The following is a 26,452-nucleotide window of genomic DNA, read 5'->3' on the forward strand; positions in this document are numbered from 1 at the left end:
GGACGGCGCCGGTCAGCCCGCGCCGCCGCCGATCCGGCGCCGCAGCCAGTCCGGCGTGTGTTCGGCGTCGCGGGGGAAGTACAGGGCGTCGGCGACGTAGCCGGCGTCCCCGGGATCGAGGCCGAAGGCGGGTTCGTCGTCGTAGGAGTAGCGCACGCGGTAACGGCCCGGGCGCGTGACGACGTACTCCGCACCGAACCAGGTGCCCCTACCCGGGGTGTACACGCCCTCCCGCAACCGGGACAGGGCGCGGTGCGCCCGGTACGGCCTCGGGAGCGGTGTGACCTCGCCGGACGGGCCGACCGCGCGGTACTCCACGCCCTCGTATCCCAGCAGGGTCCGATAGGAGAGGCGGAGCTCGCGCCAGTCCTCGGGAGCCTGCTCGACGAGTTCCCGGCCGATCTCGACCAGGACCTCCTTCTGCTCGTCCGGGGACAGGGACCGGAGGGGGGCGCTGGGCGACCCGCCCGGCTCCACCGTGAGGGCGGGCGGGGACCAGCGCGCCTCCTCCGTGGCGAGACGCGCCCACTCCGGGCGCCATCGGGGTGCGCGTGCGCGCACCTCCTCGACGACCGTGTCGGGCCAGACCCGGCCGCCCGACGGATCACGTGGCGGGTGCCAGTGCGGCCAGTGGTCGTAGGCGCGGTCCACCTCCACGGTCTGCGCCGTGACGACCATCCGGACGAAGAACCACCGTCCGTGCTCGGGGTGGGCCTCCGCCTCGCGCAGGGCCTTCAGGAGTGGGAGCAGGTCAAAGCCCATGACCTGCTCACCGGACTCCCTGGTGATCCGCCAGCTGGCCAGTAGTGAGTAAGTGAGCGTGGTGCCGGCGCCAGGGTCGAGCGCGTTGCCCCGGATCCAGTCCGCGACCCGGTCCAGCTCCGGGCTCGGCGCGGGGGTAGGCCGCTCCGTCTCCCCCGCGCGGCGCATCGCGTCACCGATGAGCAGCCCCCACTCGAAGTCACCGATGGCCCGAAGCGCGGGCCGTTCGGGCCTGCTGAGCCCGGCGGCCATGGCGGGGCGCTCCGTTCCCGGCGCCAGTCCGGTCCGCCGGGCGATGTCCATGGCGGCGTCCACGTCGTGCTCGTCGGGTGCGACGAGTTCGCGAACCGCCGTCACGTCAGCGCGGTCGATCGCGCCGGACTCCGCGCCGAGCAGCACACGCCGGACCGCCGCGCGCACGGCGTCGTGGGTCGCCTCCGACGACCGTCCCCTTCTCAGATGGTTCGTCAGAGCGGCCACGGCCTCGTCGGTGGCGACCAAGCCCCCGAGGAGGATCGCCAGTCCGTCGTCGCCCAGGTCGTCCGGATAGGGTGCGCGCGCCCACACGCCGTCCCACCAGTAGACGAACCCGACCTGTTCGGCGGCCTCCAAACCGCCGACCCACTCCCAGGGCAGCCAGGCCGGGGCTCCCCGGAGCAGATCGAGGGAGTCCGGCAGGAGTTCGAGGGTGTCACTGCACTCGTGGTCGTAGCCGACCAGGACGGCGCGGTTCCCCTCCACCCAGGTCAGACGCCAGGTGTTACCGCCGCCGTCGTCGTAGAACAGAACGCGTCCGTCGAGGCTCAGGGGGGTCCAGCAGCCGACCTCGGCCAGGGCCGCCATCGCCGCGGCGCGCGCCCACAGCAGGTGGGCAGGGGGGAGGTCGTCAGGGCGTCCGGGGTAGTGGAACGGCACGGGGGCTCTTCCTGTCGTCGGTTCTCCGGGAAGAGTAGGGGCGCGGAGGGACAAACCGCGCGGACCCTTCCGTACCGTGGGCGAGGGCGGCGGCCGTCAGTCCGTACGGGTGAACTCGAACGTGGCTCCGTCCGCGTTGTGGGAGACGTACTCGACCGAGTAGGTCATCAGCTCCGCGGACTCCCCGGGGCGCAGGGTGGCCGACTCCTCCTCGTCCCGGCGGGTGCGCTCCTCCTCCCGCTCCACGGTGACCTCGGCGCTCTGGTCGTCGGCGACCGCGATCTCGAACTCGAAGTCCACGCGCTTCGTGTCACGAAGGTCACCGGAGTACTGTGCGCCGACGACCACCACGGTGCAGTCGCCGTTGCGGCACTGTCGGCTGTTCATACCCGAGCAGGAGGTCGAGGCGAGCGCCACGAGGAGGGTCACGCCACAGGCGGCGAGTGCGCGCGGCTTCATGTCTGTCATGCCCTTCCGATCCGGTGCCGGGGGATTCCCGGTCGATGAGCGGGGCCAGGCTAGCAGCACGGGCGGGAACGCCATCTCACGAACGTCCGGATCTCAGCGCGCGATGACGGCAACGCGAAGCGCCTCCCCCTCATGTCCTGGGTGAGGGGGAGGCGCGCGGGACTTCGACCGTCTCGGCGGCTCAGGGACGCTGCGGCGGACCGGTCAGGGGCGCCTTCACCGGCGCCGCCAGCCCGACGAACACCACCATCTCGTGACCGCCCGGGTTGGTCAGACGGGGCCGCATCTGCCAGTTGTTGGCCAGCCAGACGTTGCCGGACGGGTCGATCTGGATCCCCGTGTTCCGCAGGAGCGCGTCGCTGGTGTAGCCGGTCTCCGCGGGGGAGATGGGTTGGCCGGTCCGGTGCCCGGGCGGGCAGGCGGAGGTGTCGGCGCCGCACAGGTGGGCCACCCGCTGACCCCCGAAGTTGGCGACCCAGACGTTGTCGTCGCCGTCGACCGCGACGCCCCACGGGATGTGCAGACCCCCGTTCTCGAAGGGGCTGTTCGGCGTACGTCCGTTCGCGTCCACCATGGTGACGGAGGGGTGCTCCCCGGGGTCGAGGATCGACTCGAGGAAGTCCTCGACGCTGACGTCCCCGCAGGGCGGCTGGATGATGTCGGAGTTGGCCACCCAGACGTTGCCGAGGCTGTCCGAGGCGATACCCATGGGGGCGTCGATGCCGCCGCCGTCGACCGAACCGACCGGGGTGCCGTCCGGGGCGAGCACCAGGACACTGGAGGTCCTGTTGCTGGTCACCCAGGCGCGACCGCGGGTGTCGACGGCGATGTCGAACGGTTCGGCCAACAGGTCGGAGCCCGGGTCGATGTTCTCCGCCGCGCGCGGCTCCCCGCCCGGGATCCGGGTCACGGTGTCGTTGCCGCAGTTGGCGACCCAGATGCCGCCGTCCTCATCGGACACGGTGCCCTGGGGGCGGTCGATGTCGCCGAAGCGCCAACCGTTGGGCGGGGACAGGGGACGTCCGGCGGGACCGAACTGCGAGACGCTGCGGGAGAGCCGCTCCTGGTCCTTGTCACACCCCCGCCCCTGGAACCCGAAGTTGCCGACCCACACGTCGCCCTCCGGGTCCAGGGTGACGCCGTAGCCCGCACCGTAGACACCGCCGCCGGAGAACGGGGCGCCGGGAGCGTCCCGCCCGTCCGGGGTGAGCTTCGAGACCTGTTCACCGCCGCAGACCGTCTCGGTGGGGTCCGCGCCGAACTCGTAGTTGTTGATGATCCAGGCGTTGCCGTCGGCGTCGAAGGCGACGTTGCCGGGCCCGTCGAGCTCGCGCCCGTTGCCGACGTAGCTCAGCGCCAGTGTCCACGCGTCCGGCGCCGACCCCAGGTCGGGAGCGAACACGTCCTGCGTCCGGGAGGCCTCGAACAGGGCGTCGACGCGATGGCCCGGGGCGCGGGCGATGTTCAGCGCGGCCTGGAGGGTGTCGCGCGCCTGGGGCCGTCCGTCGGGGCTCGACAGACGGAAGAGCTGTCGGCACGAGGGCTGGTCGGCGCAGACGGCCAGCAGGTTGGCCAGCGAGTTGAAGCTCCGCAGGGTGGAGGTGCGGTCACCGTTGGGCGGTGCGGCCAGGACCCGGGCGATCCCGCCGGTCCTGACGTCGGCGAGGTTGTGCGAGGTCAGAGCCGCGTTCTGCGGCCCGGGGTAGGGGCCGGCGATGTGCGGCCCCTCCATGAACTGCGCCATGGCGAAGGCGGTGGCCACGGTCGTCCGCTCGTTGACCACCACGCGGGAACGGCCGGAGGACGGCATCACCGCGCTCATACGGACCGGCTCGTGGCCGTCCGTGCGGTAGCCGTACCCGTCGCCCCTCGCAGCCCCCTCGGCCACCAGGTAGAGCACCGCGTCCGGGTCTCCTGGACGGTGGTAGGAGATGCGGAAGCGCCCATCGGAGTCGCTGCGCGCGGACCCCAGCACGGTGGCGCCGGCCTCCCACCCGTCTCCGGCCTGGTAGAGCTTCACCTCGGCGCCGCCGAGGGGTTCTCCCCCGTTGGTGATCGTCCCGCGTTGGTGGACGCTGCTCCGGTCCGGACCGTCGTCATGGGTGCTGGCGGCTGAGGTGGTGGTCAACGCGGCGAGGACCGCCCCGGCCACGAGGACACAACGACGACGCATCCGGACTCCGATCCACGGCGGCGACTTCCGGGTGTCTCCTGCGGCCAGGAACACCCAGCGACGACCGTACACCGAGAGTCTTTGTCTAATTACTAATAGTAGTATTCCGGAGTGGCGACACCCAGGAAGGGAAACCCGTGGCCGAATCTGGGGGAGCGGAACCGGTGTCAACGGCCGGAGCGGCCGACCCGCCCGGTGAGGGCGGGCGGGTCGGCCGGCATCCGGCCGGTTCTGTCACTGTTGGCCGGATCGGTTACAGGTCGACCTCCCTACCGCCGATGGTCACCACGAGGCGGCCGTCCGAGTCGAAGCGCCAGTCCAGGGCCCCGGAGTACTGAGAGCACCGGGAACCGTTGGAACCGTCCCAGAACTGGTTCGAGTCATCGGCGTCGCCCCTGGTCCGGTCGGTCGAGCCACCGTCGCAGGAGGTGTTGTCGCGAAACACCGAGTCGCCACCGTCGAACTGGAAGTTGCGCTCCTCGTTGCCGACGCCCAGGTTGTTCGAGACCGTCATGCCGCCGGGGTTCGAGTTGTAGGTGAACCCGTGCTTGCCGTTCTCGAAGGCGATGCTGTGGTGAATGTGGTGGTCCACCTCGATGCCCGAACCGCCGAGCTTGAACCCGTTGCGGTCGCCGTCCGAGTGCTGGGAGCCGTCCGAGAGCGAGCCGTTGCCGAACGCCAGCGAGTGCTCGATGGTCACCTCGCCGATCGGGCCCGTGTCCGACTTGGTGAACAGGTCGTAGCCGTCGTCGATGTTGTTGTACGCCACGGTGTACCGGAACACGTTCCCGTCCCCGACGGTGAGCTTGGGGGCGAACCCGTCGGCGTCCTCACCGTCGGAGTCGGCGTTGTCGTGCGAGACCGTGCTGACGATCAGATTGTTCGAGGGCCACTGCGACCGGGGAGCCCCGGCGGTGTACCGCGACAGCTGCAGCCCGGTGTCGTGGTTGTACCGGGTGGTCACCCGCTCGATGATGTTGTCGTTGCCGCCCAGCAGGATTCCGTTGTCGCCGGCGTGCTCGACGATGATGCCGTTGATGTGCCACCAGTCGCCGCCGACGGCGAGTCCCCTGTTGGAGGAGTCCTCGCTCTGGGCTGAGAAGTTCAGCACGGGGGTCTCACCGGGGTGGGCGAACAGCTCGTTGCGGTCGCTCGACAGACCATCGTTCCCCGGCGCGATGTGAACCGTCTCGGAGAAGTCGTAGGTACCGCCGCGCATGTAGATCGTCCCGCCGGGCTCGATCCGGTCGATCGCCGAGGTGAGCGTCGTCGGGTCGGACTCGGTTCCGGGGGCGCTGTCGCTCCCGTCCGGAGCCGCGAAAAGCTCGTCGCCCGAGGGCGGCGGGGTGTCGCCTCCACCGTCGGGCGGCGAACCGGCGTAGGTCTCGAACTCGGCGACGCGGGGGGTGCCGTTCGAGCTGGTGATCTCGAAGTCGATCTTGCGCAGCGCCGTCGCCTCGAAGGCGATCACACCCGCTCCGCTACCGCTGGTCAGGACGGCGCCGGTGTCGTGGTCGACGACCTGCCACGAGCCGATGTCGCCTTCGGCTCCGGCCGCCTCGCGGATGTTGATCGCGGACACCGTGGTGTCGGAGCCCCACTTGACCGAGATGCGACCGGTCGAACCGCTCGGCGACCAGTAGGTGCTCATGTCGCCGTCGACGACATTCCCGTAGCTGGTCCCGCCGGCCTTGCTGGAGCCGTCGGCGCCGGCCCCGATGCTGAGGTTGGTCCCGTCGGGAGGATCAGTCGGATCCGGGTCACTCGGATCCTGCGCTTCGCAGTCGCCGTCCGAGACCCGGTTGCCCTGGCCCGCGCCCGCGGTCTGGTCCAGCACCTCCGGCACGCAGCCGGCGTCGTCGAGCTCGTAGGAGTACGGAATGCTCACCGACGTGTTGGACCGCGGGTCGGGTCCGGCGGGGTGGTTCTCGTCGCCCTGGCCGGACCAGGTCACGTTGTCGAAGATGTTGCCGCTGACCTCCCAGAAGCCCCTCTCATTGGTGTAGAAGGTGCCCAGGACGTCCTTGGAGTCCTCGAAGTGGTTGTTCTCCACCTTCGCGCTGGCCCCGGCCCGAGAGTTGATGCCGGACTTGTTCAGCCCCACGTAGTGGTTGTTGTACATGTGCCCCGTGCCGCCGCGCAGCAGGGGGGCGCGCGAGTCGATGTTCTCGTACCGGTTGTGGTGGTACGTGACGTAGCCGTTCGAGAGGTCGCTCTCGCTGGACCCGACCAGGCCGCCGCGTCCGGAATCGCGCAGGACGCTGTAGGAGAGGGTCACGTACTGGGTGTTGTTCTTCAGGTCGAAGAGGGCGTCATAGCCCTCCGACTCCCCGCCCGACGCCTCCAGGGTGACGTGGTCGACCCAGACGTTGCGGACGTCCTTCTCCATCCCGATGGCGTCACCGCCGTTGGACGTGGGCGAACCGGACTTCTTGACGTTCCGGACGGTCACGTTCTGGATGATGATGTTGCGGGACTCCCGGATGTGGATGCCCAGTTGGTCGAACACGGCTCCGCCACCGCTGCCGACGATCGTGACGTTGCTGATCTTCTTGAGCTCGATCACGTCGTCGGACGTGTCGCAACCATCGCCCGACACCTTGGAGGTGTTGCCGTGGTTGATGGTCCCTTCCACCTCGATGATGATCGGAGTGCTGGTGCTGGGCCGGTCGCACAGGGCCTGGTGGATCTGGGTTCCGGTCGTGGCCCGTACCGTCTGTCCGCCCGCGCCGCCGGTGGTCCCGCCGTTCTGAGTCGCGTAACCCGTAGCGCCATCGGCCTGCGCCGACGCCTGGTACATCGGTAGGGCCAGACCAGCCGCCACCACGGCCGCAGTGGCCAGCGTCGACACGAGTCGACGCACGATTGATCGTCTCACCGCTTACCTTTCCTCGTAGAGGATGAGCGCTGACGCGCTCTCACCCGAGAGTAAAGAAAGCGCTTTCCATGTCAAGAGGGGTTCGTGCCGCCATTTCCGGAAGGCCGAACACTCCGACCGCCCCTCATCCCTGTGTCCTGCGGCTTCATCGGCATGCGACGTCGATTTCGGAATCGGGCGCCTCAAGGCGCGCGGCCGATGGGACCGTCCCGTCGACAACGCGCCGGTCGGCCACAGGCGCCCGTCGCGGTCGGGGAAGCGCCATGGCGAGGCGGGGAGAAGACCTTCGGCCGCACCAGTGCGCACGCACCCCTCCCCCACTCTCCGGACGCCTCCCCGCCCCGGACGGCGGATGCTCCAAACCGCGGCGAAACGGGACGGTCGTGCCGCCACGGGCGACCGAGGAAAGCGCTCTCACATGGGTGGCGCGCCCTGGACGAAGAGGTCCTTCCCGGTCCAGCGCCCAGACCTTCCGACGGGCCCGGAAACGGTGACGTCCCGCCCGACCGAACGGGTCGGACGGAATGTCACCGCCGACACACCGCCGCGTGCGCGCGATCGGATCGGAATCGGCCAGGTCTCCCGGCTGGCCTGAACGCGGGAGCGCGGGCGGCGCCGCCGGCACCGCACCGGCCAGCCCCCTCCGTGCCCCGGGTCACAGAACGTCGTCGAACGTGTGACGCGCACCACTGCGCAGAAAGCGCCTCGCGTCGAACCCCGTTCGACGACAGCGCGTGTTCTCCGCACCGTGAGCAGGGTCTGTTGAAGCGTGCCGTCGATGTGTCAACCATGGCCCGCCAGCGGAAGCACGCTCTGACGACCAGCTGTGAAGCTACGTCGTGCCTGCGAGACGACCCCGGCATCCCCCGCGTGCCCGCACACGACAAGGAGCAAACGTATGGATGCGCTGAACAGTGCCATCGGTAGCCTGAACGACGCCTTGTGGGCCTACCTGGTCATTCCCCTGCTGGCCATCGTCGGCATCTACTTCACGGTGCGCTCCCGCGCCGTCCAGCTCAGGCTGGTGCCCGAGATGCTGCGCACCCTGCGCAGCCACCCGGAGTCGGCCCCCGACGGCCGGAGGGCCATCTCGGCGTTCCAGGCGTTCTCGATCTCGGCGGCCTCCCGGATCGGGACGGGCAACATCGTCGGAGTGGCGGTCGCGATCGCCCTCGGCGGCCCCGGGGCGGTGCTGTGGATGTGGCTGATGGGCATCGTCATGGGCTCGGCCGCGTTCGTCGAGTCCACCCTCGCCCAGCTGTTCAAAGTCAAGGACGAGACCGGATTCCGCGGTGGTCCGGCCTACTACATGACGCTCGGGCTCAAGGCTCGATGGATGGGCGTGCTGTTCGCCGTCGCCATCATCTTCACCTTCGGATTCGCGTTCAACGCGGTGCAGGCCAACAGCATCGCCAGTGCCGTGAGCGGTTCGGTGTCGACCGCGACCGGCGCGCAGGCCCCGGGGTGGATCGCGCCCACCGTGGGTGTCGCGCTGGCCGTCCTCGCCGCGCTCGTGATCTTCGGCGGCGTGCGCCGCATCGCCCACGTCGCGCAGACCGTGGTGCCGTTCATGGCACTGACCTACCTCGTCATCGGCCTGGTCGTGGTCGGAATGAACGTCGACCAGATCCCCGTCGTGCTCACCGACATCGTGAGCTCGGCGTTCGGCCTCCGCGAGTTCGGCGCCGCCGGCGTCGGCACGGCGATCATGATGGGCATCCGCCGCGGCCTGTTCTCCAACGAGGCGGGCATGGGCTCCGCCCCCAACGCGGGGGCGACGGCCTCGGTCAGCCACCCGGTCAAGCAGGGCCTGGTCCAGACACTCGGTGTCTACTTCGACACCCTCGTCATCTGCTCGGTCACCGCGTTCATCATCCTGGTCTCCAAGCCCGTGTACGGCGACGAGGTCGGCGCCGAGCTCACCCAGAAGGCGCTGGAGGCGAACCTCGGCGCCTGGTCCCTGCACCTGCTCACCGTGATCATCTTCCTGTTGGCGTTCACGTCGCTGGTCGGCAACTACTACTACGGCGAATCCAACCTCAGGTTCCTGACCAGCCTGCCGACGGCCCTGCCGGTGTACCGCGCGGTCGTGGTCGCCATGGTGTTCCTGGGCGCCGTCGCCTCGCTCGACCTGGTGTGGAGTTTCGCCGACACCACCATGGGGTTCATGGCCGTGATCAACCTGGTCGCCATCGCCCCGCTCGGCACACTCGCCCTGCGCCTGCTCCTGGACTACCAGCAGCAGCGTGAGCAGGGACTGAACCCCGTCTTCACCCGAGACCGGCTGCCCGATGTCGAGGGCATCGAGTGCTGGGAGCCCCAGCCGGCCGACGAGCACGATCCGCGGTCCGCTCCGGGCGTTCGTTGACCCGGTCCCCCGGGCGAACCCCACCGACCGCTGCCGGGACGCGGTCCGTACCCGCCACGAGCGGGTCCGGTCCGCGTCCCGACCCAGGACTCTCCGAGGCGAGAAGGACACGATGAGCCAGATCGTACTGATCAGCACTGGCGGGACGATAGCCAGTCGCCGAACCGGGAGCGGGTACACCGCCACGCGGACCGGGCCCCGGCTCCTCGATGGGACCAGCGTCCCCCACGGCCTGCGGGTCCAGGTGCGGGACCTGTTCACGGTGAACAGCTCAGCGCTCACCACGGCCCAGCAGCTGACCCTGCTGGGCGCCGTGCACGAGGCGCTGGCCGATGACCGGGTCGACGGCGTCGTGGTGACCCACGGCACCGACACGTTGGAGGAGTCGGCGTTCCTGCTCGACCTGCATCACCATGACCGCCGACCGGTGGTGTTCACCGGCGCGCAGCGACCGCCGGACCACGACGACAGTGACGCGCCGACCAACCTCCGCGACGCCCTGGCCGTCGCCGCCTGCGGACACGATCTCGGTGTGCTGGTGGTGTTCGACGGCTTGGTGCACGCCGCGCGCGGCACCGCGAAACAGCACACGCTCGCCGTCGACGGGTTCGGCGACCCGTCCGGCCCGCGGATCGGCGACGTCTCCCAAGGCCGTGTGCTCGTACGGCGTCGGCCCCCGCGGCGGCCGACGCTCGCGTTGCCGTCACCCGACGTCCCCGTGCCTCGGGTCGACATCGTCACGCACCACACCGGCGCCGATCCGCTGCTGCTGCGGGCGGCTGTCGCGGCCGGGGCCCAGGGCGTCGTGCTGGCCGGTACCGGCGCCGGCAACGCCACCCCGGCGTTCGTCGGCGCCGTGGCCGAGGCGGTCTCCGCCGGGGTGCTCGTCGCGCTCACCAGCCGGGTGCCCGCCGGCCCGGTCACCGGGATGTACACCGGCGGCGGTGCGGTCGACCTGATCGCGGCCGGAGCGGTGCCGAGCGGAACACTGCGCGCCCCGCAGACCCGGATGGCCGTGCTCTCCGCCCTGCTGCACCACACCGATCCAGCGGAGCGCACCGCGACGATGCGCCGACTGCTCTCCGACGGACCGAGATCCTCACACCTACCGACGACGGACGGAGCCCTCCGATGACCCCGACCCCGAGAAACGGGCACCGTGCGGAGCACGACCTGCTCGGATGGCGCGAGGTGCCCGCGGACGCCTATTACGGCATCCACACCCTGCGCGCGGTGGAGAACTTTCCCATCACCGGTATCCCCCTGTCAGCCCACCCGGAGCTGGTGACCTCGCTCGCGGCGGTGAAGCTCGCGGCCGCTCGCGCCAATCGCGACCTGGGACTGCTCGTCGGCGACAAGTCGGCCGCGATCGAGAAGGCGTGCCTGGAGATCCTGGAGGGCCGCCTGCACGAGCAGTTCGTCGTCGACGTGATCCAGGGCGGGGCGGGCACCTCGTCCAACATGAACGCCAACGAGGTGATCGCCAACCGCGCGTTGGAGCACCTCGGCCATGCCAGGGGCGACTACCGCCACCTGCACCCGCTGGAGGACGTCAACGCCGGTCAGAGCACCAACGACGTCTATCCGACCGCCGTCAAGATCGCCCTGCACCTGTCCGCCCGCCGGTTGTCGGACGCCATGGAGCACCTCGGGTCGGCCTTCGGCGCGAAGGCCGCCGAGTTCGGCGACGTGCTCAAGGTCGGCCGGACCCAGCTCCAGGACGCCGTACCGATGTCCTTGGGCCAGGAGTTCGGCGCCTATGCGGTGATGCTCGTCGAGGACCGGTCGCGGCTCTCCGAGGCGTGCTCCCTGCTGCACGAGATCAACCTCGGCGGGACCGCGATCGGCACCGGGCTCAACGCCCACCCCGCCTACCCCGCAGCCGCCTGCGAGCACCTGGCCGCGCTGCTGGGGATCCCGTTGACAGTGGCTCCCGACCTGGTCGAGGCCACCCAGGACGCCGGAGCGTTCGTGCAGCTGTCGGGCGTGCTCAAGCGCATCGCGGTGAAGCTGTCCAAGACCTGCAACGACCTGCGGCTGCTGGCCTCCGGCCCGCGCGCGGGGCTGGGCGAGATCACCCTGCCCGCGGTGCAGGCCGGATCGAGCATCATGCCAGGCAAGGTCAATCCGGTCGTCCCCGAGGTGGTCAACCAGGTCGCGTTCGAAGTGATCGGCGGCGACCTGACCGTCACCATGGCCGCCGAGGCCGGTCAGTTGCAGCTCAACGCCTTCGAGCCGATCATCGCGCACCGCCTGCTGTCCGGTCTCGCCCAGATGGGCGCTGCCTGCCGGACCCTGGCCGACCGCTGCGTCGCGGGGATCACCGCCAACCGGGAGCACCTCGCCCGGCAGGTGGAACAGTCCATCGGCCTGGCCACCGCGCTCAACCCGCACCTCGGCTACGAGCAGGCCACCGCCATCGCCACGGAGGCGCTGACCACCGGAGCCAGCGTGCCCGAGATCGTGCTCGCCAAGGGCCTGCTCACCGAACCGCGGCTGCGCGAGATCCAGACCGGCTTCACCGCGACCGGGACGTCCACCGCGTCGTCTCCCCAGTGAGAGCCGCCCCGGGCGTCCCGCGCCCTGTCCCCCATCACGCGGGTCCCGTCCCCTACGTGGTTCGTATCATAAGGAGTTATGGCCGCCGCAATCGAACTGGACGCGATCGACTGGGCCATCCTCGAACAGCTCCAGAAAGACGCCACCATTCCCAACAAGCAGCTGGCGGAACAGCTGGGGATCGCCCCGTCGACCTGTCTGCTGCGCGTCCGTCGGCTGCGCGAGAGAGGCGTCATCACCGGGATCCACGCGCACGTGTCGTCGACGGCCATCGGGCTGGCGATGAACGCGATCCTCGCGGTGCAGGTCCGGACGCACACCCGTGAGGTGTTCACCCGGTTCGTCGACTTCGCCGTCGCCCTACCGGAGACCCGTTCGCTCTACCACGTCAGCGGCGCCGAGGACTTCCTGATCCATGTGGTGGTCAGCGACGCCGAACACCTCCAGCAGCTCGTGCTCGACGTGATGTCGCAGCGCTCCGAGGTGACCCGGGTCCAGAGCTCGATCGTCTACGAGCAGACGGAGTTCCACGGTCTGCGCTCACCCGACTCGCGTCAGCGCCGACCACCTCTGATCGCGCCCCGCCTCCGCGCCCGTCCCAGCGCGCGCCAGGACACTCCGCCAAGGTAGTCCCCGACGGGCCCGGCCCCGGAACGCACGGGCATTTGGAGAGCCCCGGCGGAGACGACGGAATGCCCCGGCGAGGCGGCCGAAGGCCCCGAGCCGGGTCGTTCCGGGGTGCGGTGGACCCCGGGCAAACCAACGACACCCCGGTCCGGCTCGCCACCGAGCTCGAAGCCGTCCTCCGCGAGCTGCCCGCGCCGACGGTACCCCTCCCCGAGCTCAAGAAGCCCACGAAGAAGCCGGGCACAGCGAAGCGCCTCAAGCCCCATGAGATCAACGAGCTGATCGCCGCCTACCAGGCGGGCACGAACGTCTACAAGCTGGGAGAGCGCTTCGGCATCACCCGGCAGACGGTGAGTGCCATCCTCAAGCGCCACGGTGCACAAATCCGCAAACGTGGCTTGAGCGAGGAAGAGATCGACGAAGCAGTACAGCTCTACAGGCAGGGCTGGTCACTGACGCAGATCGGGAAGCACTTCGAAGTGGATAGCCGAACGGTGAGGAGTCGGCTGCTGGAACGAGGGGCGAGAAGACACACAAACTAGAGCGGTCTACACAAAGCCCTGGCATACTGAGATGATCTCAGCGATCCTGAATCAGGAGATAAAAGCCGAAGAGGGCAAGCGTTGCATCTGGGGGGCGAAATCCCGTTCCCCCGGCACAGGCGTGGAGCCCCAGGTAGAAGGCGAGGCACCGGATCTCCGCCGGACCACCGTGAAAGGCTCCACGTGGCTCCCGATACTGCAATCCTTGACGTGCCCCGGGACACCGTTCTTCACCTGTCAGCACTTCTGGCTACCGAACGCTCACGCCGCGGCACCCGCACAGGTACCCGAGCCCTGACCTGTTGCAGGCAGGCCGTCCTGGTGCTGCGCTGGTTCCGCGACAACACCACCGTAGGTGCTCTGGCCACAGACAACCTCATCTCCCGCGCCACCGGCTACCGCTACATCGACGAGGGCATCGCGGTGCTCGCCGCCCAAGTCCCCGACCTGCACGAGGTCCTCGAACAAGCCCGCCACACCCCGGACGGGTTCCTGGTCCTGGACGGCAAACTCTTCCCCAGCGATCGCTGCGCGGAACCGGGCCCAACCGGCCGAAGCGACCTGTGGTGCAACGGCCACAAACGCCACCACGGAGGCACTGTCCAGTTCTTGGCTGATGCTATCGGAGAGCCCTTGTGGGTGTCCGATGTCGAACCCGGCTCCACATCAGACATCACCGCCGCGCGTATCCACGTCCTTCCCCTGCTGCACAAGGTCACGGCCGAGGGACTGGTGGTGCTGGCCGATCTCGGCTACGACGGTGCCGGGGTCGGGGCCCGTTCCCCGATCAAACACCCGCCCGAGGTGGACGAGTACCGCTGGGACGCCGACAACAGGTCCCACAACCTGCTCCTACGCAGCCTGCGGTGCGTCGGCGAACGTGCCATGACGGTGTTCACCGGCAGGTGGCGGGTACTGCACCACACCGCGATGAGTCCGTCCAAGATCGGGGTGATCGTGCAAGAAGTGTTGACCTTGACCGTTACCGATAAAAATCGCTGAGATCACTCACTGGGTTTGTATTGTGGCATCTACAAAAAGAGAGAGGGTAGAGAGCTGAGATCAAAAGCTTTACTAGCTGCCATAATAGCGCTCGTAGCGATTATGGCTAGCGGCTGTACACTGACGGGAATGGGCCGTACTAGGCTCACCGACCCAGACACTGGCGTTGTCGTTGAGGGGGACGCCAGCGCAGTGGAGGGCGACATCACGTCGTCCCAAGTCGCTGTCGCTGACATGCCCGAGATGCCGGCTCCGTTCGAGCCCATCGGACCGCTGACCCACATGGAGGGGGAGCTGTCTGGCACGGTGACGGTAACGTTGCCGATTCCGTCATCTGTCGAAGATGATGCTATCGACGCGCTGATGGTCATGCGCTACGACGAAGTTGAGGGAGCGTGGCGGGCAATTCCGCCGCAGGTCGACCGCCAGGCTCGCACGCTGAGCGTGCCTACGACCGAGTTTTCCACCTGGGGGATCAGTTCCTGGGAGCTCGAGCAGGCAATTGCCGACTTCGAGACGTGGCTGGGTAACCAGCTGAGTACTGGAAGCAGTATTTGGCTAGTCGATCGTGTTGCTCGCATCACGACCAACGTCTCTCGGCCGGAGTGTCGCTACGACAGCCTGACGCTGGACCTCGATACCGACGAGTTTGTGGACAACAACTATTTCTGTGTTAAGTACGCAGAAGAGGTGCCTACTGTCGGGGGACCCGACGGGAGGACTGAAGGTCAGAGGCCGTATCGGCTACATATCAGCAACGGGATGAACTTCCCGGTGAGGCTGGAGCTGCCTGAGGGCGTACGGGTTATTCAGGTTGTGCCGCAGCCTGCAAACCCAGTGAGTCAGCTGTTGTCGCAAATCGTGGGGCCGCAGCAGGGCTTTACGATTTTACCCGGAGCCGCCCAACTGGTACTTGAGGTCGATCCCGAGGTTATCAACGACCGGGGAACACTGCGTGTCACGGGGACGCTGGACTTCAGTGGTGTGGTCATGGACCTGAGTTTGGGTGTGATCCAGAATGTCACCGGGTTTTTCCCCGAAGACACGGCGACACTCGCGGCCTCGGCCAGCTTCATGACCCTTGCTGGATGTGTTGCAGATAAGTCTGAGGCGATTGCCAACGACCCCAAGCTCGCAACGATGACCGTGGGCGAGCTGATGAGCACCCTGGTGGTCGCGGCACAATCTTGCATGTCAGACGATGTCGTCATGGCGGTGATTGGCGAGATCTATGACAACCACCGCGCTTCTGGTGACTTCACGGAGAAGGTCGAGCAGGTGGCGAGGCGTGTCATCACAGTTGCGGGTTCGCTCGGGTATCTTACCGAGGCGATCTCAACGGTGATCGCGGTAGCGAGTGGAGACATCACCTATCGCCTGGACATGACGGTCGACAACCCCACGAGCCGACTGCCAGAGGCGTTGCCTGAGCCTGACAGCGGCGGGTTTGACGACGCCGGCTCCGCACCTGCCTTCGGTGGTTATTTGGATACCGTGGGCACTCCCTGCCACTATCAGCAACAGCCTCCGCCTTGGGTAGTCGCATTGTCACAGCCAGGCGAACACCTGGCGCAGGGCCAGTACGACTACCAGGGTTCGACCGCCATGGTACGGGTTGCGTACGTGGGGGAGTACAAGTCGGAGGTTCGCGACACTTTCGAGTTTGTGCACAGAAATGCCGAACGGTGCGAGAGTGGTCGAGCGGGTGTCGACGCTCATTTTATTGACGTACGCCCCGTGAGGCTTGACCTGCCCTACGGAGTGCGATTCACTGCGTACAGCGGCCGTTCTGGCTGGCTCGACGGAAGTGATGGTGCGCCGATTGCACATGTATCGGTGTACGATTCCGCCCAGGGGGTGGTTACGCAGATAATGCTTCTGCGCACGAGTGGTGCAGATGATATCCCTGACGGCGATGTTGAGGATGCGCTGGAGTACGTCTTGAACAAGCTGGACTTGACGCTGGGCACGTCATACACGATCCCTCGTTGAAGTACAGACGATAAGGTGTGCGTTCAGAAGGATAAAAAAACTGGATAAGTGAGCCTTTTTCATCCTGTCTCGCGTAGCTGAAGCACGAGCACGGCCCGGGTGATCGCTCCTGCTCGTTGTGGACAGCAGCGGAGCTTGCGCAGGATGCGCCAGTTCTTCATCTGGGCGATGGCACTCTCACCGGGGCTGCGGTGCCGGGCGTGCTCGGAGTTGGCGTCGTTCTTCCACTGCGGCTTGCCCCGGCCCTTGAACGGGCAGAACACCACGTCCGAGAGCCCTACGTAGCCCTTGTCGGCCAACGCCACCAGGTCGGCGGCGGCGATGCGCTCGGCGACCCTCCAGGCCCGGGCGGCTCTGACATCGTGTACCGCGCCGGGCAGGGACCAGGAGGTCCATAGCAGTGACCCGTCGGGAGCGGCCACGATCTGGATGTTCATGCCGTGCTGCTTGTACTTGCCCAAGTAGAACGGGCGGTCGGCCGCGACTCGGTCGCAGGCGAGCAGGGTGCCGTCGATGATCACGTATTCCGAGCCCTTGCGGCGCGCGCGGCGCAGCGCCTGTTCGAGGGTGGGCGCCTGCTGGGCGAGGAGGCGGATGGTCTCGCGCACGTACCGCCTGGCGGTCGTGGTGCCTACCTCGAAACCGGCCGCGATCTGGGCGAACGGTTCGCCTTTGTACAGGTGGACTCCCGCGAGCAGGGCCTGGGCGGCCGGATCGAGCCGCCGCCACCGGGACCCGGTCTTGCTCCGGTGGGCGCGGATGGTGCGGGCGGCCAGGTTCAGGGTGCGGCGTGACAACGGCACGGCGGCACGGTAGAACAGCATGTGGAGCCTCTGGTGCTGGGTTTTCTTGGTCGTTAACTCCTCTACCAGGGGCTTCTTGCTGTCCGGGGTGGTTCCGTCAGGCCGGTACGGGGCTGTGACCTGCATCCTCAGGATGAAAAGGCTCAGTACATGTACTTCTTCTGTATCGCCAACCAGACCGACCGCTGCCACACCCCACACGTGAACGTGGTGCGTCTGGAGGAGGCGGTCGAAGCCCATTACGCCACCGTGGGATTCACGCCCGCCTTCCTCGAGGAGGTACGCGCCCACCTGGAACAGGCCATCGCCAAGCAGCAGGAGGCGACGCGCCTGTTGCACGACCAGCTCCGCCAGCAACTCCGAGAGGTGGACGTCGCCGAGGACAACCTGCTCGCTTTGGCCGGCGACGCGGAGATCAACCGCGACAAGATCCGCGAGCAGTTGCGCAACCTCCAGGCACGGCGCCGCCGCCTGAACGCGCGCCTCGAACACACAGAGGAAGACCTCTCCGGGGCCGCGCGCCTGGTCGAGGTGGCACTGCGCCTGCTGGAGAACCCCCGAGCGCTCTACCTGCGCTGCGACGAGGAACATCGGCGGACGCTCAACCAAGCGATCTTCCGCGCGCTGTACGTCGAGGAGGGCAGGGTCACCGGCCAGGACCTCAAGCCGCCCTTCGACGGGCTGCACGCCCTGCAGGATGGCCGCACACGCCTTGTCACCACCGAGGGCATCGGTACACCCCCAAGCAGCCCGGAAGCCCCCTCCGATAGCGGAGAGGGCTTCCTATCGCTGTCCTCGGTGGACGAGCTTCTCGAATCCCTGGCATTGGGTAAGGGTTCTAGTAAGCCGTCCAGGGTGGGCGCGAAGGGACTCGAACCCCTGACCTATTGCTTGTAAGGCAATTGCTCTAACCAACTGAGCTACGCGCCCCGCGTCGCAGGCGATCATACCGCCTCACAAGGGTCGTCGCTCCTCAGTTTCCGGTGAGCGAACGCAGCTCCCGAAGGTAGGCGTCCACGTCGCGGGGCTCGGAGACCGCAGTGGTGACCGTCCAGCGGACGACCCCCTCGGCGTCGACGAGGAAGGTGCCGCGCCGCGCGGTCCCCCGGGCGGCGTCGAAGACCCCGTAGGCGTCGGCGACGGCGCCGTGCGGCCAGAAGTCCGACAGCAGCGCGAACGGGAAGGACTCCCGGTCCGACCAGGTGCGCAGGGAGAACACCGAGTCCACGGACACGGCCAGGACCCTGGCTCCGAGATCTTCGAACTCCGCGTGCCGCGCGCTCAGCTCGGCGAGCTCGCCCGAGCAGACGCCGGAGAAGGCCAGCGGGTAGAAGACCACCAGGACGGGGCGGCCCCGCAACCCGCTCAGGGTCGTGTCCTGCCCGTACTGGTCGTGCAGCGTGAAATCGGGCGCGTGGGCGCCCTCGGTGATGATGTCGTTCATGTTCGTCGGCGGGCGCTTCTCAGCGCCGCGCGCCCTCCTTTGGGACGCGCGGCACCGGATGCCCCCACCCCGTCGGGGTGGAGTCCGTCACCGCTTGGGAACGACCATACGGGTGCACGACCAGTCAGAGCCGACGCTGATCGCACTGGTCTGCGACAGGCCGGACGTGGTAGCCGCTTCGGAGACGTCGCCCGGGGACACGTGCAGTTCGCGCCCCGCCTTCGGCGTCAGCACCAGGATGATGCCGCCGTCGGCGATCAGGGGCACCGTGTCCATCAGGGCGTCGGTGAGATCCCCCTCCTCGTCGGACCGCCACCACAGCAGTGCCGCGTCGACGTCACCGTCGAAGTCCTCGTCGACCAGCGCCTCGCCCGTGAGTTCGGCGATGGATGCGCGCAGTCCCTCGTCGACGTCGTCGTCGAAACCGAATTCCTGCACCACCTGACCCGGCTTGAATCCGAGTCGGTCAGCCAAGCCGCGTTCGCTCTGTGCCTGGCCCGCGGTCGCGCTCACGAAAGTTCTCCTCCACAGATGATTTTTCTCAATCTTGCCTGCACGAAGCAGTTGTCACAACGATGCCGGGCCATTCGAAACGCCCGTCCCGTGGGTCCGTAACCATCGTTGATCGCCTAGTTCACACGCTAGTGGCATCTCCCGTCAACGCACCGCCCAACCCGGATCCTTCCTGGTTCCCGTCCTCATGCCGACGTCAGGAACGACAACCGCACCTGCCGGTCGGGGTTGTCGATGTTGAGGTCGACCACCGCGATGGACTGCCACGTCCCCAGTTCGAGCCGTCCGGACAGCACCGGGACGGTGGTCTGCGGTGCGACGTAGGCCGGCATGACGTGGGAGCGCCCGTGGCCCTGGGAGCCGTGCTTGTGCCGCCACCGGTCGTCGGCGGGCAGCAGGTCGTCGAGCGAGGCCAGCAGGTCGTCATCGGACCCGGCGCCGAGCTCGATGATGGCCACACCGGCGGTCGCGTGCGGGACGAACACGTTGAGGAGCCCGTCGCCTCCGTCGGCGACGAGGTCCGCGCACTCACGGGTGATGTCCGTGATGCTCTCTGAACCTCCTGTGTGCAGCTCAAGGATCTGTGTCCGCATAGCGCCACCTTCGCGCAGCCGGGGCGCTCGTGCAACCATCTTCGGCCGAGCTGTGGATGACGGTGGGGCTCCGAAACGCCATACTCGTCCACGACGTGTGAGAACCTGGGGCAAAAGAGGGGGAACGATGACTGTCTCGTTACGTCTGGGGCCCCTGTTGCGACATGTGGATCCGACCAGCGCGACGGTATGGGTGGAGACCGACGCCCCGTGCCGAGCGCGGATCCTCGTCGACGGCCGCGAGGCCGCTTCGGCGCCCACCTTCACCGTGCACGGGCACCACTACGCCGTGTGCGAACTCACCGGTCTCCAGCCAGGATCACGGCTGCCGTACGAGGTCCTGCTCGACGACACACCCGTCTGGCCCGAGCCGGACAGCCCCCTTCCGCCCAGCGTCGTGCGCACTCCGGCCCCGGACGCCCCCACCCGTCTGCTGTACGGCTCCTGCCACACCCCCACGGGCGACAGCCCCGAGGGCCTCGTCCGACACGGGCCCGACATGCTCCGCGCCACCGCCCGGCGCCTGGCCCGCGAACCCGTCGAGGACAACCTCCTGCTGCTGCTCATCGGCGACCAGGTCTACGCCGACGAGGTCCAGGAACCCATGCGCGAACTCCTGCGCCGGGTGCGCGAGGAGGATCCCGCCGACGGCGCCCCCGACGACGAGGTCGTCCGGTACGACGAGTACGCCGAGCTGTACCGGCAGGCCTGGAGCGACCCGCAGGTGCGCTGGCTGCTGTCGACCGTCCCCACCCTCATGGTCTTCGACGACCACGACATCCGCGACGACTGGAACACCTCCGCCGCCTGGCGCCGCGCCATGGACGCCCTTCCCTGGTGGCACACGCGGATCACCAGCGGCCTGGGCGCCTACTGGGTGTACCAGCACCTGGGCAACCTGTCCCCCGCCGACCGCGACGCCGACCCGGTGTGGGCCCGGATCCGCGACCGCGGTTCCGACGCGGGCGACGTCCTGGACGCGTTCGCCTGGCGGGCGCACGACGAGCCCTCGTCCTACCGCTGGAGCCACCGCGTCGACGCGGGGTCCGTCCGCGTCCTGGTCACCGACACCCGGTGCGGCCGCGCCCTGGGCGGGCAGGAGGGGCCGGAGCGGTCCATACTCGGTCCCGACGGGCACGCGTGGCTGGACGCGCACCTGACCGGCGGCCACGAACACGTCGTGGTCGCCTCCACGGTTCCGGTCCTTCTCCCCCCAGCGGTGCAGCACCTGGAGGCGTGGAACGAGGCGGTGTGCGAGGGCGCGTGGGGCGGCTGGGCGCGAGGGCCGGCGGAGCGGGTGCGCCAGGCCCTCGACCTGGAGCACTGGGGCGCCTTCCAGCACTCCTTCCGCCGTCTGGGCGAGGGGGTCCGCGCGCTGTGCGGAGGTGAACGCGGCCCGGCGCCGTCCACGGTCCTGTTCCTGAGCGGCGACGTCCACTTCTCCTACCTCGCCCGCACGGACGGCGCGGAGGGCGACCTTCCGGCCGGGAGCCCGGGCGGCGCCGCGCCCGCGCCGGACGAGCGCCGCACGCGCGTCGCCCAGCTCGTCTCCTCGCCCTTGTGCAACCAGCTGCCGCTCCCCCTGCGCCGGAGCGCACGGCTGTCCGCCAGCTGGCCGTTCACCGCCGCGGGGAGGGTGCTGACGTGGTTGGCGCGGGTTCCCCGCCCCTGGCTCCGCTGGCGCCTGGACGGTCCCCCGTACTTCGGCAACACGATCGGCGAGGTGGTCTTCGACGGCCCCGACGCCGAAGCGGTCTGGTACCACTGCCCCGAGGCGGGGCAGGACGTCCTGCCGCACGTGTACCGGCGCGTGGCCGTGTGACGGGTCGCCGCGCGCCGACCCGTGGACGGTCCGCGCCTGGACGCCTCAGCGCTTGGGCGTGCTCGGACGCCGCGTCGATCGCGCGCCGTGGCGCTCTCGGCCGACGGTCCGCAGGGCGCCGCCGCTCTCGATGACGCGCCGCGCGGCGCGGTGCACGGTGCCCCCCGTGCCGCTGGCGGTGATCAGCCGTCCCACGGTGCCGCTTCCGGTACCGGCGCCGGTACCCCTGACGGCCTCCTGAGCGGCCGCCGGGTCGTCCGGGGAGGTGTCCCGGCCGTTCTCCGACCCGTCGGCCCCGGCCTTCTCCTCCTTGCTCTCCTGCGCCGCGCCGCGCGCCCGGTCGCGCTCGTCGCGCCACCGCCGCCAGGCGCCGGCCAACGGTGTGGCCACCGGCCAGGTGACCTTCGCCGGGCGCGACAGGGCATGCCACAGGTAGGCGGTGGTGCCCCACGCCTCCATCGCGCGGCGTGCCCGCGTGATGGTGAAGAAGGTGGGCATGGCCATCAGCATCTGCGGCCAGGACAGTGCCAGTGCGGCGAGGAGCGGGTACAGACCGCCGCCGACGAGCGACGCGGTCGCGCCGAGCGCCACGGGAACGAGCGCGAGGCAGACCCGCAGATGGGTGAACTGCCGGAAGCGGTGCAGGGACCGGCGGGCGGAGACCTGGGGCGAGAGCCCCTCCGGCAGCGGTGTGGGCTGGACGACCAGCGTGAGGAGGAGGGTTCCCACTCCCATGGAGGTGGCCAGGAGTATCGTCCATCCGGGCGCGGAGAGGTCGCCCCCGACCGCGAGGGAGACCAGCGCGAGTACCGGGATCGGTACCGGGACCCAGAACAGGACGCGTCTGCGCAGCTCGCCCTCCTGTGTGGGTTGGAGAGCGGCCTCGGTCACCGTCTCGATCAGCCGGAAACTCTTCCTCGGTCGCTCGACCACAGCCTTGACCCCCCAAGAACGTCGTGTCGGAGCGGTGCGGGGACCTCGCCCGAGGCATGCCCTTCCTCGCGGTCCCACAGGCGTCCCGCCCACCACAAAGCTATCCCTTTTGGTGCGGTCCCCGGGCGCACACGGTCAGTTACAGACATACCCGACCGGCGTGAAACATCCATAAGTAGCCAGGTACGACACACAACGATCAGGTTACGGATAGGTTCGTGGCGCTGATCACGCCGTCCCTTCACCGTCGACGGCGGTCGCGCGAACGGCCCCTACTCCGCTCCCGCCAGGCGCCCCAGGGCCACCGCCACCCTCAGCACGAACGACCCGCGCCCGTCCGCGGGCATGTGCCCGGTCAGCTCGGCGATCCGGCTGAGGCGGTACCGGACGGTGTTGGGGTGGACGAACAGCATCCGGGCCGTGGCCTCCAGCGACGAGGCGTGCTCCAGGTACACCGACAGTGTGTCCAGGAGCGGCGACCCCGCCCCGGCCAGCGGGACGTACACCTCCTCGACCAGCTCCCGGCGCGCGTCGGCGTCCCCGTGCAGCGCGCGTTCGGGCAACAGGTCGTCGGCGCGTACCGGGCGCGGCGCGTCGGGCCAGGCCACCGCCGCCCGCAGGCCGCTGACCGCCGCGCGTGCCGAGGCCCCCGCGGCCCTGAGGTCGGGCACCGCCGGGCCGACGACGACCGGGCCCGGTCCGAACAGTCCGGCCAGCGGCTCGGCGGCGGCGAGGGGCAGCTCCTCCCGCGGGTAGCGGTCCCCGACCCCGACCACCACGACCACCCGGGAACCCTGGCGGCCCGCGAGGACGTCGTGTCCGAGACGGCGGGCGGCCGCGCGCAGGTCGTCCAGGACCTTGGCTCCGGACTCCCCCTCAGTCCCGCCCGCGACGGCGATCACCGGAGTGTGCGACCACCCCAGGGCCGACCCCCAGGTCTCCAGCCCCTCCTCCCGGTCACCGTGCAGCAGCGCGTCGACGATGAGGGCTTCCAGGCGGGCGTCCCAGGCCCCCCGGGCCTCGGCCGCGCGCGCGTAGACCTTCGCCGAGCTGAACGCGACCTCCCGCGTGTACCGCAGCACCGCCTCACGCAGCTGCTGGGCGCCGCCCGGCGCGGCCAGTTCGTCGACCTGGGCCTCGACCACCTCGATGACCACGCGGATCATGTCGACGGTCTGCTGCAGCGACACCGACCGCGTGAGTTCGCGCGGAGCCGTGCCGAAGACCTCCACCGTGATGGCCGGGCGGCCGCGCACCGGGTTGCGGAACCAGTCGACGAAGGCCGCCACCCCCGACTGCGCCACCAAGCCGATCCACGACCGGTCCTCCGCCGACATCCGGCGGAACCAGGCGAGCCGCTCCTCCATGCGCGCCACGGCCGCCGTGCCGAGCGCGCCCATGGAGCGCTCCAGTCGTCGCACGGTCTCCGCGCGCACGCGATCCTGCTCGGCCTGGCCCGTGTCCTCGCCGTCGGAGTCTCGGGCATCCTGGTGTCGGGTGTTCACACCCCCAGGGTCTCATCCCGGGTCCGTCCGGGAGGCGGCCCGTTCCACGTCGGAGGCCCGCGAGGGGGCGCGGCCACCCCTCTCCGCCCCTGCTGGCGCGCTCCCGCGGCCCCGGAGAGTGATCTCCCCCACCCGGGGTACGGGCGAAGACCCGACCCCGACGCCGCCTTTGTGGAGGGCCTACAAACGACCCCGAGGTAACTTCGTGTGCCTCCCCCTCTGACTGGTGATCTCCTACAGGGCAAGGTTGATGCTGTGCTTGTAATCGTTGCTCCCGGCCAAGGCGCCCAAGTCCCCGGCTTCCTCTCCCCGTGGCTGGAACTGCCCGGTGTCCCCGAACAGTTCGCCGCGTGGTCCGAGGTGACCGGTCTCGACCTGGTCCGCTACGGCACCGAGGCCGACGCGGACGAGATCCGCGACACGGCCGTGGCCCAGCCCCTGCTGGTCAGTGCCGGCATGGCCGCCGCCTCCGCCATCCTGGGCACGCTCTCCGCCCCCGGTCCCGGGCTACCCGCCGACCACTCCTTCGTGGACGCCGTCGCCGGCCACAGCGTCGGTGAGTTCACCGCCGCGGCGGTGACCGGTGTCCTGTCACCGGGCGACGCGCTCGCCCTGGTCGCCGAGCGCGGTCGTGGGATGGCCGACGCCGCCGCCCGCACCGAGACCGGTATGACCGCCGTCCTCGGCGGAGTGCGCGAGGACGTGCTCAAGGCCGTCGCGGACGCCGGGCTCACCCCCGCCAACGACAACGGTTCCGGGCAGATCGTGGCCGCCGGGACCACCGAGCAGCTCGCCGCGTTCGCGGAGAATCCGCCCGCCCGCGCCCGGCTGCGCTCCCTCTCGGTCGCCGGGGCGTTCCACACCGAGCACATGGCCCCGGCCGTGGAGCGCGTCCGGGCCGCCGCGGCCTCCCTGTCCCCGCAGGACCCCTCGACCCGGCTGCTGTCCAACGCCGACGGCGCCGTCGTCGGGAGCGGGTCGGAGTACCTGGACCGTCTGGTCTCGCAGATCTCCTCCCCGGTCCGATGGGACGCCTGCACCCGGACCCTCGCCGACCTGGGCGTGACCGCCCTGATCGAGCTGACCCCCGCCGGAACCCTCACGGGGCTGGCCAAGCGGGCCCTGCGCGGTGTCGAACTGCTCGCGGTGAAGACGCCGGACGACATCGACCGCGCCACCGCCCTCATCAAGGAGCACGCCGGGGTCACCGCCCCGGCGGGCGCCGACCAGGAAGGCTGATCATGTTCAAGACCCCGAGCGCTCCCGTGGGCGCGACCATCGTCGCCTTCGGTGAGCACCAGCCCTCCAGGGTCGTGACCAACGCCGACCTGGAGGCTCGGGTCGACACCAACGACGAGTGGATCCAGAGCCGCGTCGGTATCCGTGAGCGCCGCATCGCCGGTCCCGAGGAGACCGTGGAGAGCATGGGCGTGGCCGCGGGCGGTAAGGCACTGGCCGCCAGCGGGCTGTCCCCCAAGGACATCGACCTCGTGATCGTCGCCACGTGCACCGTGACCGACCAGATCCCCAACGCCGCCGCGACCGTCGCCGACCGGTTGGGGATCACCGCTCCCGGCGCCTTCGACGTCAACGCCGCCTGCGCGGGCTTCTGCTACGCGCTGGGCGTCGCGTCGGACGCGGTGCGCGGCGGCAGCGCGCGCAACGTCCTGGTGATCGGCTCCGAGAAGCTCAGCGACTGGGTGGACTGGGACGACCGCTCCACGTGTGTGATCTTCGCCGACGGAGCCGGGGCCGCCGTGGTCTCCGGAGCCGAGGAGCACGGCATCGGCCCCGTGGTCTGGGGATCCGACGGCGGCCGCGCCGACAAGATCTACCTGCGCGACCACAAGTACCTCTACCAGGAGGGCCAGGCGGTGTTCCGCTGGACCACCACCGAGCTGTACAAGGTCGCGCTGGAGGCCCTGGAGAGGGCTGGGGTGGAGCCCGGTGAGCTGACGGCCTTCGTGCCGCACCAGGCCAACCTGCGCATCGTGGAGTCCATCGCACGAAAGCTGGGTGCGCCCCAGGCACTCGTGGCCCGCGATATCGTCACCGCTGGCAACACCTCCTCCGCGTCCATTCCCCTCGCGCTCTCGCGCATGGTCGGACGCGGGGAACTGCCCTCGGGGAGCACCGTGCTCACCCTGGGCTTCGGGGCGGGACTGGCCTACGCCGCTCAGGTGATCCGCATCCCCTGATCCCGTCCCTCGGCCCGCGGTCACACCCACGAGCCGACCCCGTACCGCGGGGACGTCCCCGCGACAGAAGCGTCAAGCAAGGAGATACACGACATGGCTCACAGCGAGCAGGAGATCCTGACCGGCCTCGGCGAGATCATCGAGGAGATCGTCGGGACCGAGCCCTCCGAGGTCACCCCGGAGAAGAGCTTCGTCGACGACCTGGACATCGACTCGCTGTCCATGGTGGAGATCGCCGTCGCCGCCCAGGACAAATTCGGCGTCGAGATCCCCGACGACCAGCTCAAGGACCTCAAGACGGTCCAGGACGTCATCACCTTCATCCAGAAGTAGCGTCTCCGGGCCGCCGGGGCCA

The 26,452-nt window shown here is 69.2% G+C and carries 21 protein-coding genes and 1 tRNA gene; 11 read left to right on the top strand and 11 right to left on the bottom strand.

Features of this window, described 5'->3' with window-relative positions:
- Positions 1-12: 12 nt before the first annotated feature.
- The 4 genes from KIK06_RS11675 to KIK06_RS11690 all read right to left on the bottom strand — a co-directional run bounded on the left by KIK06_RS11675 (position 13) and on the right by KIK06_RS11690 (position 7,196).
- On the bottom strand, positions 13-1,677 hold the full coding sequence (locus KIK06_RS11675; RefSeq protein WP_268643173.1) for a hypothetical protein: 1,665 nt from the start codon (positions 1,675-1,677) through the stop codon (positions 13-15).
- A gap of 96 nt (positions 1,678-1,773) precedes the next feature.
- A complete protein-coding gene (locus KIK06_RS11680) occupies positions 1,774-2,145 on the bottom strand; it encodes a hypothetical protein (RefSeq protein ID WP_268643174.1) in 372 nt (123 codons plus the stop codon).
- A gap of 181 nt (positions 2,146-2,326) precedes the next feature.
- Complete coding sequence (locus tag KIK06_RS11685; RefSeq protein ID WP_268643175.1) at positions 2,327-4,318, bottom strand: hypothetical protein; 1,992 nt, start codon at positions 4,316-4,318, stop codon at positions 2,327-2,329.
- Positions 4,319-4,571: 253 nt separating this feature from the next.
- Complete coding sequence (locus KIK06_RS11690) at positions 4,572-7,196, bottom strand: pectate lyase family protein (RefSeq protein WP_268643176.1); 2,625 nt, start codon at positions 7,194-7,196, stop codon at positions 4,572-4,574.
- A gap of 898 nt (positions 7,197-8,094) precedes the next feature.
- Between KIK06_RS11690 and KIK06_RS11695 the strand changes: the two genes are divergently transcribed.
- The 7 genes from KIK06_RS11695 to KIK06_RS11725 all read left to right on the top strand — a co-directional run bounded on the left by KIK06_RS11695 (position 8,095) and on the right by KIK06_RS11725 (position 16,286).
- The gene (locus KIK06_RS11695; protein ID WP_268643177.1) at positions 8,095-9,564 is read left to right on the top strand and encodes an alanine/glycine:cation symporter family protein; all 1,470 of its coding nucleotides are present in this window, start codon (positions 8,095-8,097) and stop codon (positions 9,562-9,564) included.
- A 112-nt stretch (positions 9,565-9,676) separates the two neighbouring features.
- Complete coding sequence (locus KIK06_RS11700; RefSeq protein WP_268643178.1) at positions 9,677-10,699, top strand: asparaginase; 1,023 nt, start codon at positions 9,677-9,679, stop codon at positions 10,697-10,699.
- Positions 10,696-12,123, top strand: a complete 1,428-nt coding sequence (locus tag KIK06_RS11705) for an aspartate ammonia-lyase (protein WP_268643179.1) — start codon at positions 10,696-10,698, stop codon at positions 12,121-12,123. The genes KIK06_RS11700 and KIK06_RS11705 overlap by 4 nt, the downstream gene beginning before the upstream one ends.
- Positions 12,124-12,201: 78 nt before the next feature.
- Positions 12,202-12,753 carry an Lrp/AsnC family transcriptional regulator gene (locus KIK06_RS11710; RefSeq protein WP_268643180.1) on the top strand — a complete coding sequence of 184 codons (552 nt, stop codon included), beginning with the start codon at positions 12,202-12,204 and terminating at the stop codon, positions 12,751-12,753.
- 113 nt (positions 12,754-12,866) lie between these two features.
- Positions 12,867-13,292 carry a hypothetical protein gene (locus KIK06_RS11715; protein WP_268643181.1) on the top strand — a complete coding sequence of 142 codons (426 nt, stop codon included), beginning with the start codon at positions 12,867-12,869 and terminating at the stop codon, positions 13,290-13,292.
- Between the two features lie 321 nt (positions 13,293-13,613).
- The gene (locus KIK06_RS11720; RefSeq protein WP_268643182.1) at positions 13,614-14,294 is read left to right on the top strand and encodes a transposase family protein; all 681 of its coding nucleotides are present in this window, start codon (positions 13,614-13,616) and stop codon (positions 14,292-14,294) included.
- A 234-nt stretch (positions 14,295-14,528) separates the two neighbouring features.
- Positions 14,529-16,286, top strand: a complete 1,758-nt coding sequence (locus KIK06_RS11725) for a hypothetical protein (protein WP_268643183.1) — start codon at positions 14,529-14,531, stop codon at positions 16,284-16,286.
- Positions 16,287-16,345: 59 nt separating this feature from the next.
- On the opposite strand, the gene KIK06_RS11730 is transcribed toward KIK06_RS11725, so the two are convergent.
- The 5 genes from KIK06_RS11730 to KIK06_RS11750 all read right to left on the bottom strand — a co-directional run bounded on the left by KIK06_RS11730 (position 16,346) and on the right by KIK06_RS11750 (position 19,639).
- Positions 16,346-17,110 (bottom strand): transposase family protein, encoded by a 765-nt coding sequence (locus KIK06_RS11730; protein WP_268645946.1) that lies wholly within the window; start codon positions 17,108-17,110, stop codon positions 16,346-16,348.
- Between the two features lie 835 nt (positions 17,111-17,945).
- Positions 17,946-18,019 (bottom strand) — tRNA-Val (locus KIK06_RS11735).
- Between the two features lie 43 nt (positions 18,020-18,062).
- Positions 18,063-18,533: a peroxiredoxin gene (locus KIK06_RS11740; protein ID WP_268643184.1), complete on the bottom strand. Its 471-nt coding sequence runs from the start codon at positions 18,531-18,533 to the stop codon at positions 18,063-18,065.
- A gap of 87 nt (positions 18,534-18,620) precedes the next feature.
- Entirely contained in the window at positions 18,621-19,046 is a 426-nt protein-coding gene (locus tag KIK06_RS11745; RefSeq protein ID WP_017598390.1) for a DUF3052 domain-containing protein, read from the bottom strand.
- A 185-nt stretch (positions 19,047-19,231) separates the two neighbouring features.
- Complete coding sequence (locus KIK06_RS11750) at positions 19,232-19,639, bottom strand: secondary thiamine-phosphate synthase enzyme YjbQ (protein ID WP_017598391.1); 408 nt, start codon at positions 19,637-19,639, stop codon at positions 19,232-19,234.
- Positions 19,640-19,766: 127 nt separating this feature from the next.
- Here KIK06_RS11750 and KIK06_RS11755 point away from each other — a divergent pair, with 127 nt between their 5' ends.
- Positions 19,767-21,461, top strand: a complete 1,695-nt coding sequence (locus tag KIK06_RS11755) for an alkaline phosphatase D family protein (protein ID WP_268643185.1) — start codon at positions 19,767-19,769, stop codon at positions 21,459-21,461.
- 45 nt (positions 21,462-21,506) lie between these two features.
- Here KIK06_RS11755 and KIK06_RS11760 read toward each other — a convergent pair whose 3' ends face one another.
- Positions 21,507-22,394 (bottom strand): hypothetical protein, encoded by an 888-nt coding sequence (locus KIK06_RS11760; RefSeq protein ID WP_442789764.1) that lies wholly within the window; start codon positions 22,392-22,394, stop codon positions 21,507-21,509.
- 272 nt (positions 22,395-22,666) lie between these two features.
- Positions 22,667-23,899: a PucR family transcriptional regulator gene (locus tag KIK06_RS11765; RefSeq protein WP_017598394.1), complete on the bottom strand. Its 1,233-nt coding sequence runs from the start codon at positions 23,897-23,899 to the stop codon at positions 22,667-22,669.
- 255 nt (positions 23,900-24,154) lie between these two features.
- Between KIK06_RS11765 and KIK06_RS11770 the strand changes: the two genes are divergently transcribed.
- The 3 genes from KIK06_RS11770 (at position 24,155) to KIK06_RS11780 (ending at position 26,430) form a co-directional block, all read left to right on the top strand.
- Positions 24,155-25,138, top strand: coding sequence for an ACP S-malonyltransferase (locus tag KIK06_RS11770; RefSeq protein ID WP_083924172.1), 984 nt, complete (start codon positions 24,155-24,157; stop codon positions 25,136-25,138).
- Between the two features lie 2 nt (positions 25,139-25,140).
- Positions 25,141-26,097, top strand: coding sequence for a beta-ketoacyl-ACP synthase III (locus tag KIK06_RS11775; protein WP_017598396.1), 957 nt, complete (start codon positions 25,141-25,143; stop codon positions 26,095-26,097).
- Positions 26,098-26,190: 93 nt separating this feature from the next.
- Positions 26,191-26,430 (top strand): acyl carrier protein, encoded by a 240-nt coding sequence (locus KIK06_RS11780; RefSeq protein ID WP_017598397.1) that lies wholly within the window; start codon positions 26,191-26,193, stop codon positions 26,428-26,430.
- Positions 26,431-26,452: the final 22 nt, after the last annotated feature.

This window comes from Nocardiopsis sp. EMB25, assembly GCF_026797795.1.
Classification (GTDB): domain Bacteria; phylum Actinomycetota; class Actinomycetes; order Streptosporangiales; family Streptosporangiaceae; genus Nocardiopsis; species Nocardiopsis lucentensis.

Bases quoted from the DNA above. Each gene is read 5' to 3' on its own strand.
- KIK06_RS11680 (WP_268643174.1), bottom strand. From the start codon at position 2,145: ATGACAGACATGAAGCCGCGCGCACTCGCCGCCTGTGGCGTGACCCTC.
- KIK06_RS11750 (WP_017598391.1), bottom strand. From the start codon at position 19,639: ATGCGGACACAGATCCTTGAGCTGCACACAGGAGGTTCAGAGAGCATC.
- KIK06_RS11710 (WP_268643180.1), top strand. From the start codon at position 12,202: ATGGCCGCCGCAATCGAACTGGACGCGATCGACTGGGCCATCCTCGAA.
- KIK06_RS11685 (WP_268643175.1), bottom strand. From the start codon at position 4,318: ATGCGTCGTCGTTGTGTCCTCGTGGCCGGGGCGGTCCTCGCCGCGTTG.
- KIK06_RS11780 (WP_017598397.1), top strand. From the start codon at position 26,191: ATGGCTCACAGCGAGCAGGAGATCCTGACCGGCCTCGGCGAGATCATC.
- KIK06_RS11695 (WP_268643177.1), top strand. From the start codon at position 8,095: ATGGATGCGCTGAACAGTGCCATCGGTAGCCTGAACGACGCCTTGTGG.
- KIK06_RS11775 (WP_017598396.1), top strand. From the start codon at position 25,141: ATGTTCAAGACCCCGAGCGCTCCCGTGGGCGCGACCATCGTCGCCTTC.
- KIK06_RS11725 (WP_268643183.1), top strand. From the start codon at position 14,529: ATGCCCGAGATGCCGGCTCCGTTCGAGCCCATCGGACCGCTGACCCAC.
- KIK06_RS11755 (WP_268643185.1), top strand. From the start codon at position 19,767: ATGACTGTCTCGTTACGTCTGGGGCCCCTGTTGCGACATGTGGATCCG.
- KIK06_RS11740 (WP_268643184.1), bottom strand. From the start codon at position 18,533: ATGAACGACATCATCACCGAGGGCGCCCACGCGCCCGATTTCACGCTG.
- KIK06_RS11700 (WP_268643178.1), top strand. From the start codon at position 9,677: ATGAGCCAGATCGTACTGATCAGCACTGGCGGGACGATAGCCAGTCGC.
- KIK06_RS11730 (WP_268645946.1), bottom strand. From the start codon at position 17,110: ATGCTGTTCTACCGTGCCGCCGTGCCGTTGTCACGCCGCACCCTGAAC.
- KIK06_RS11705 (WP_268643179.1), top strand. From the start codon at position 10,696: ATGACCCCGACCCCGAGAAACGGGCACCGTGCGGAGCACGACCTGCTC.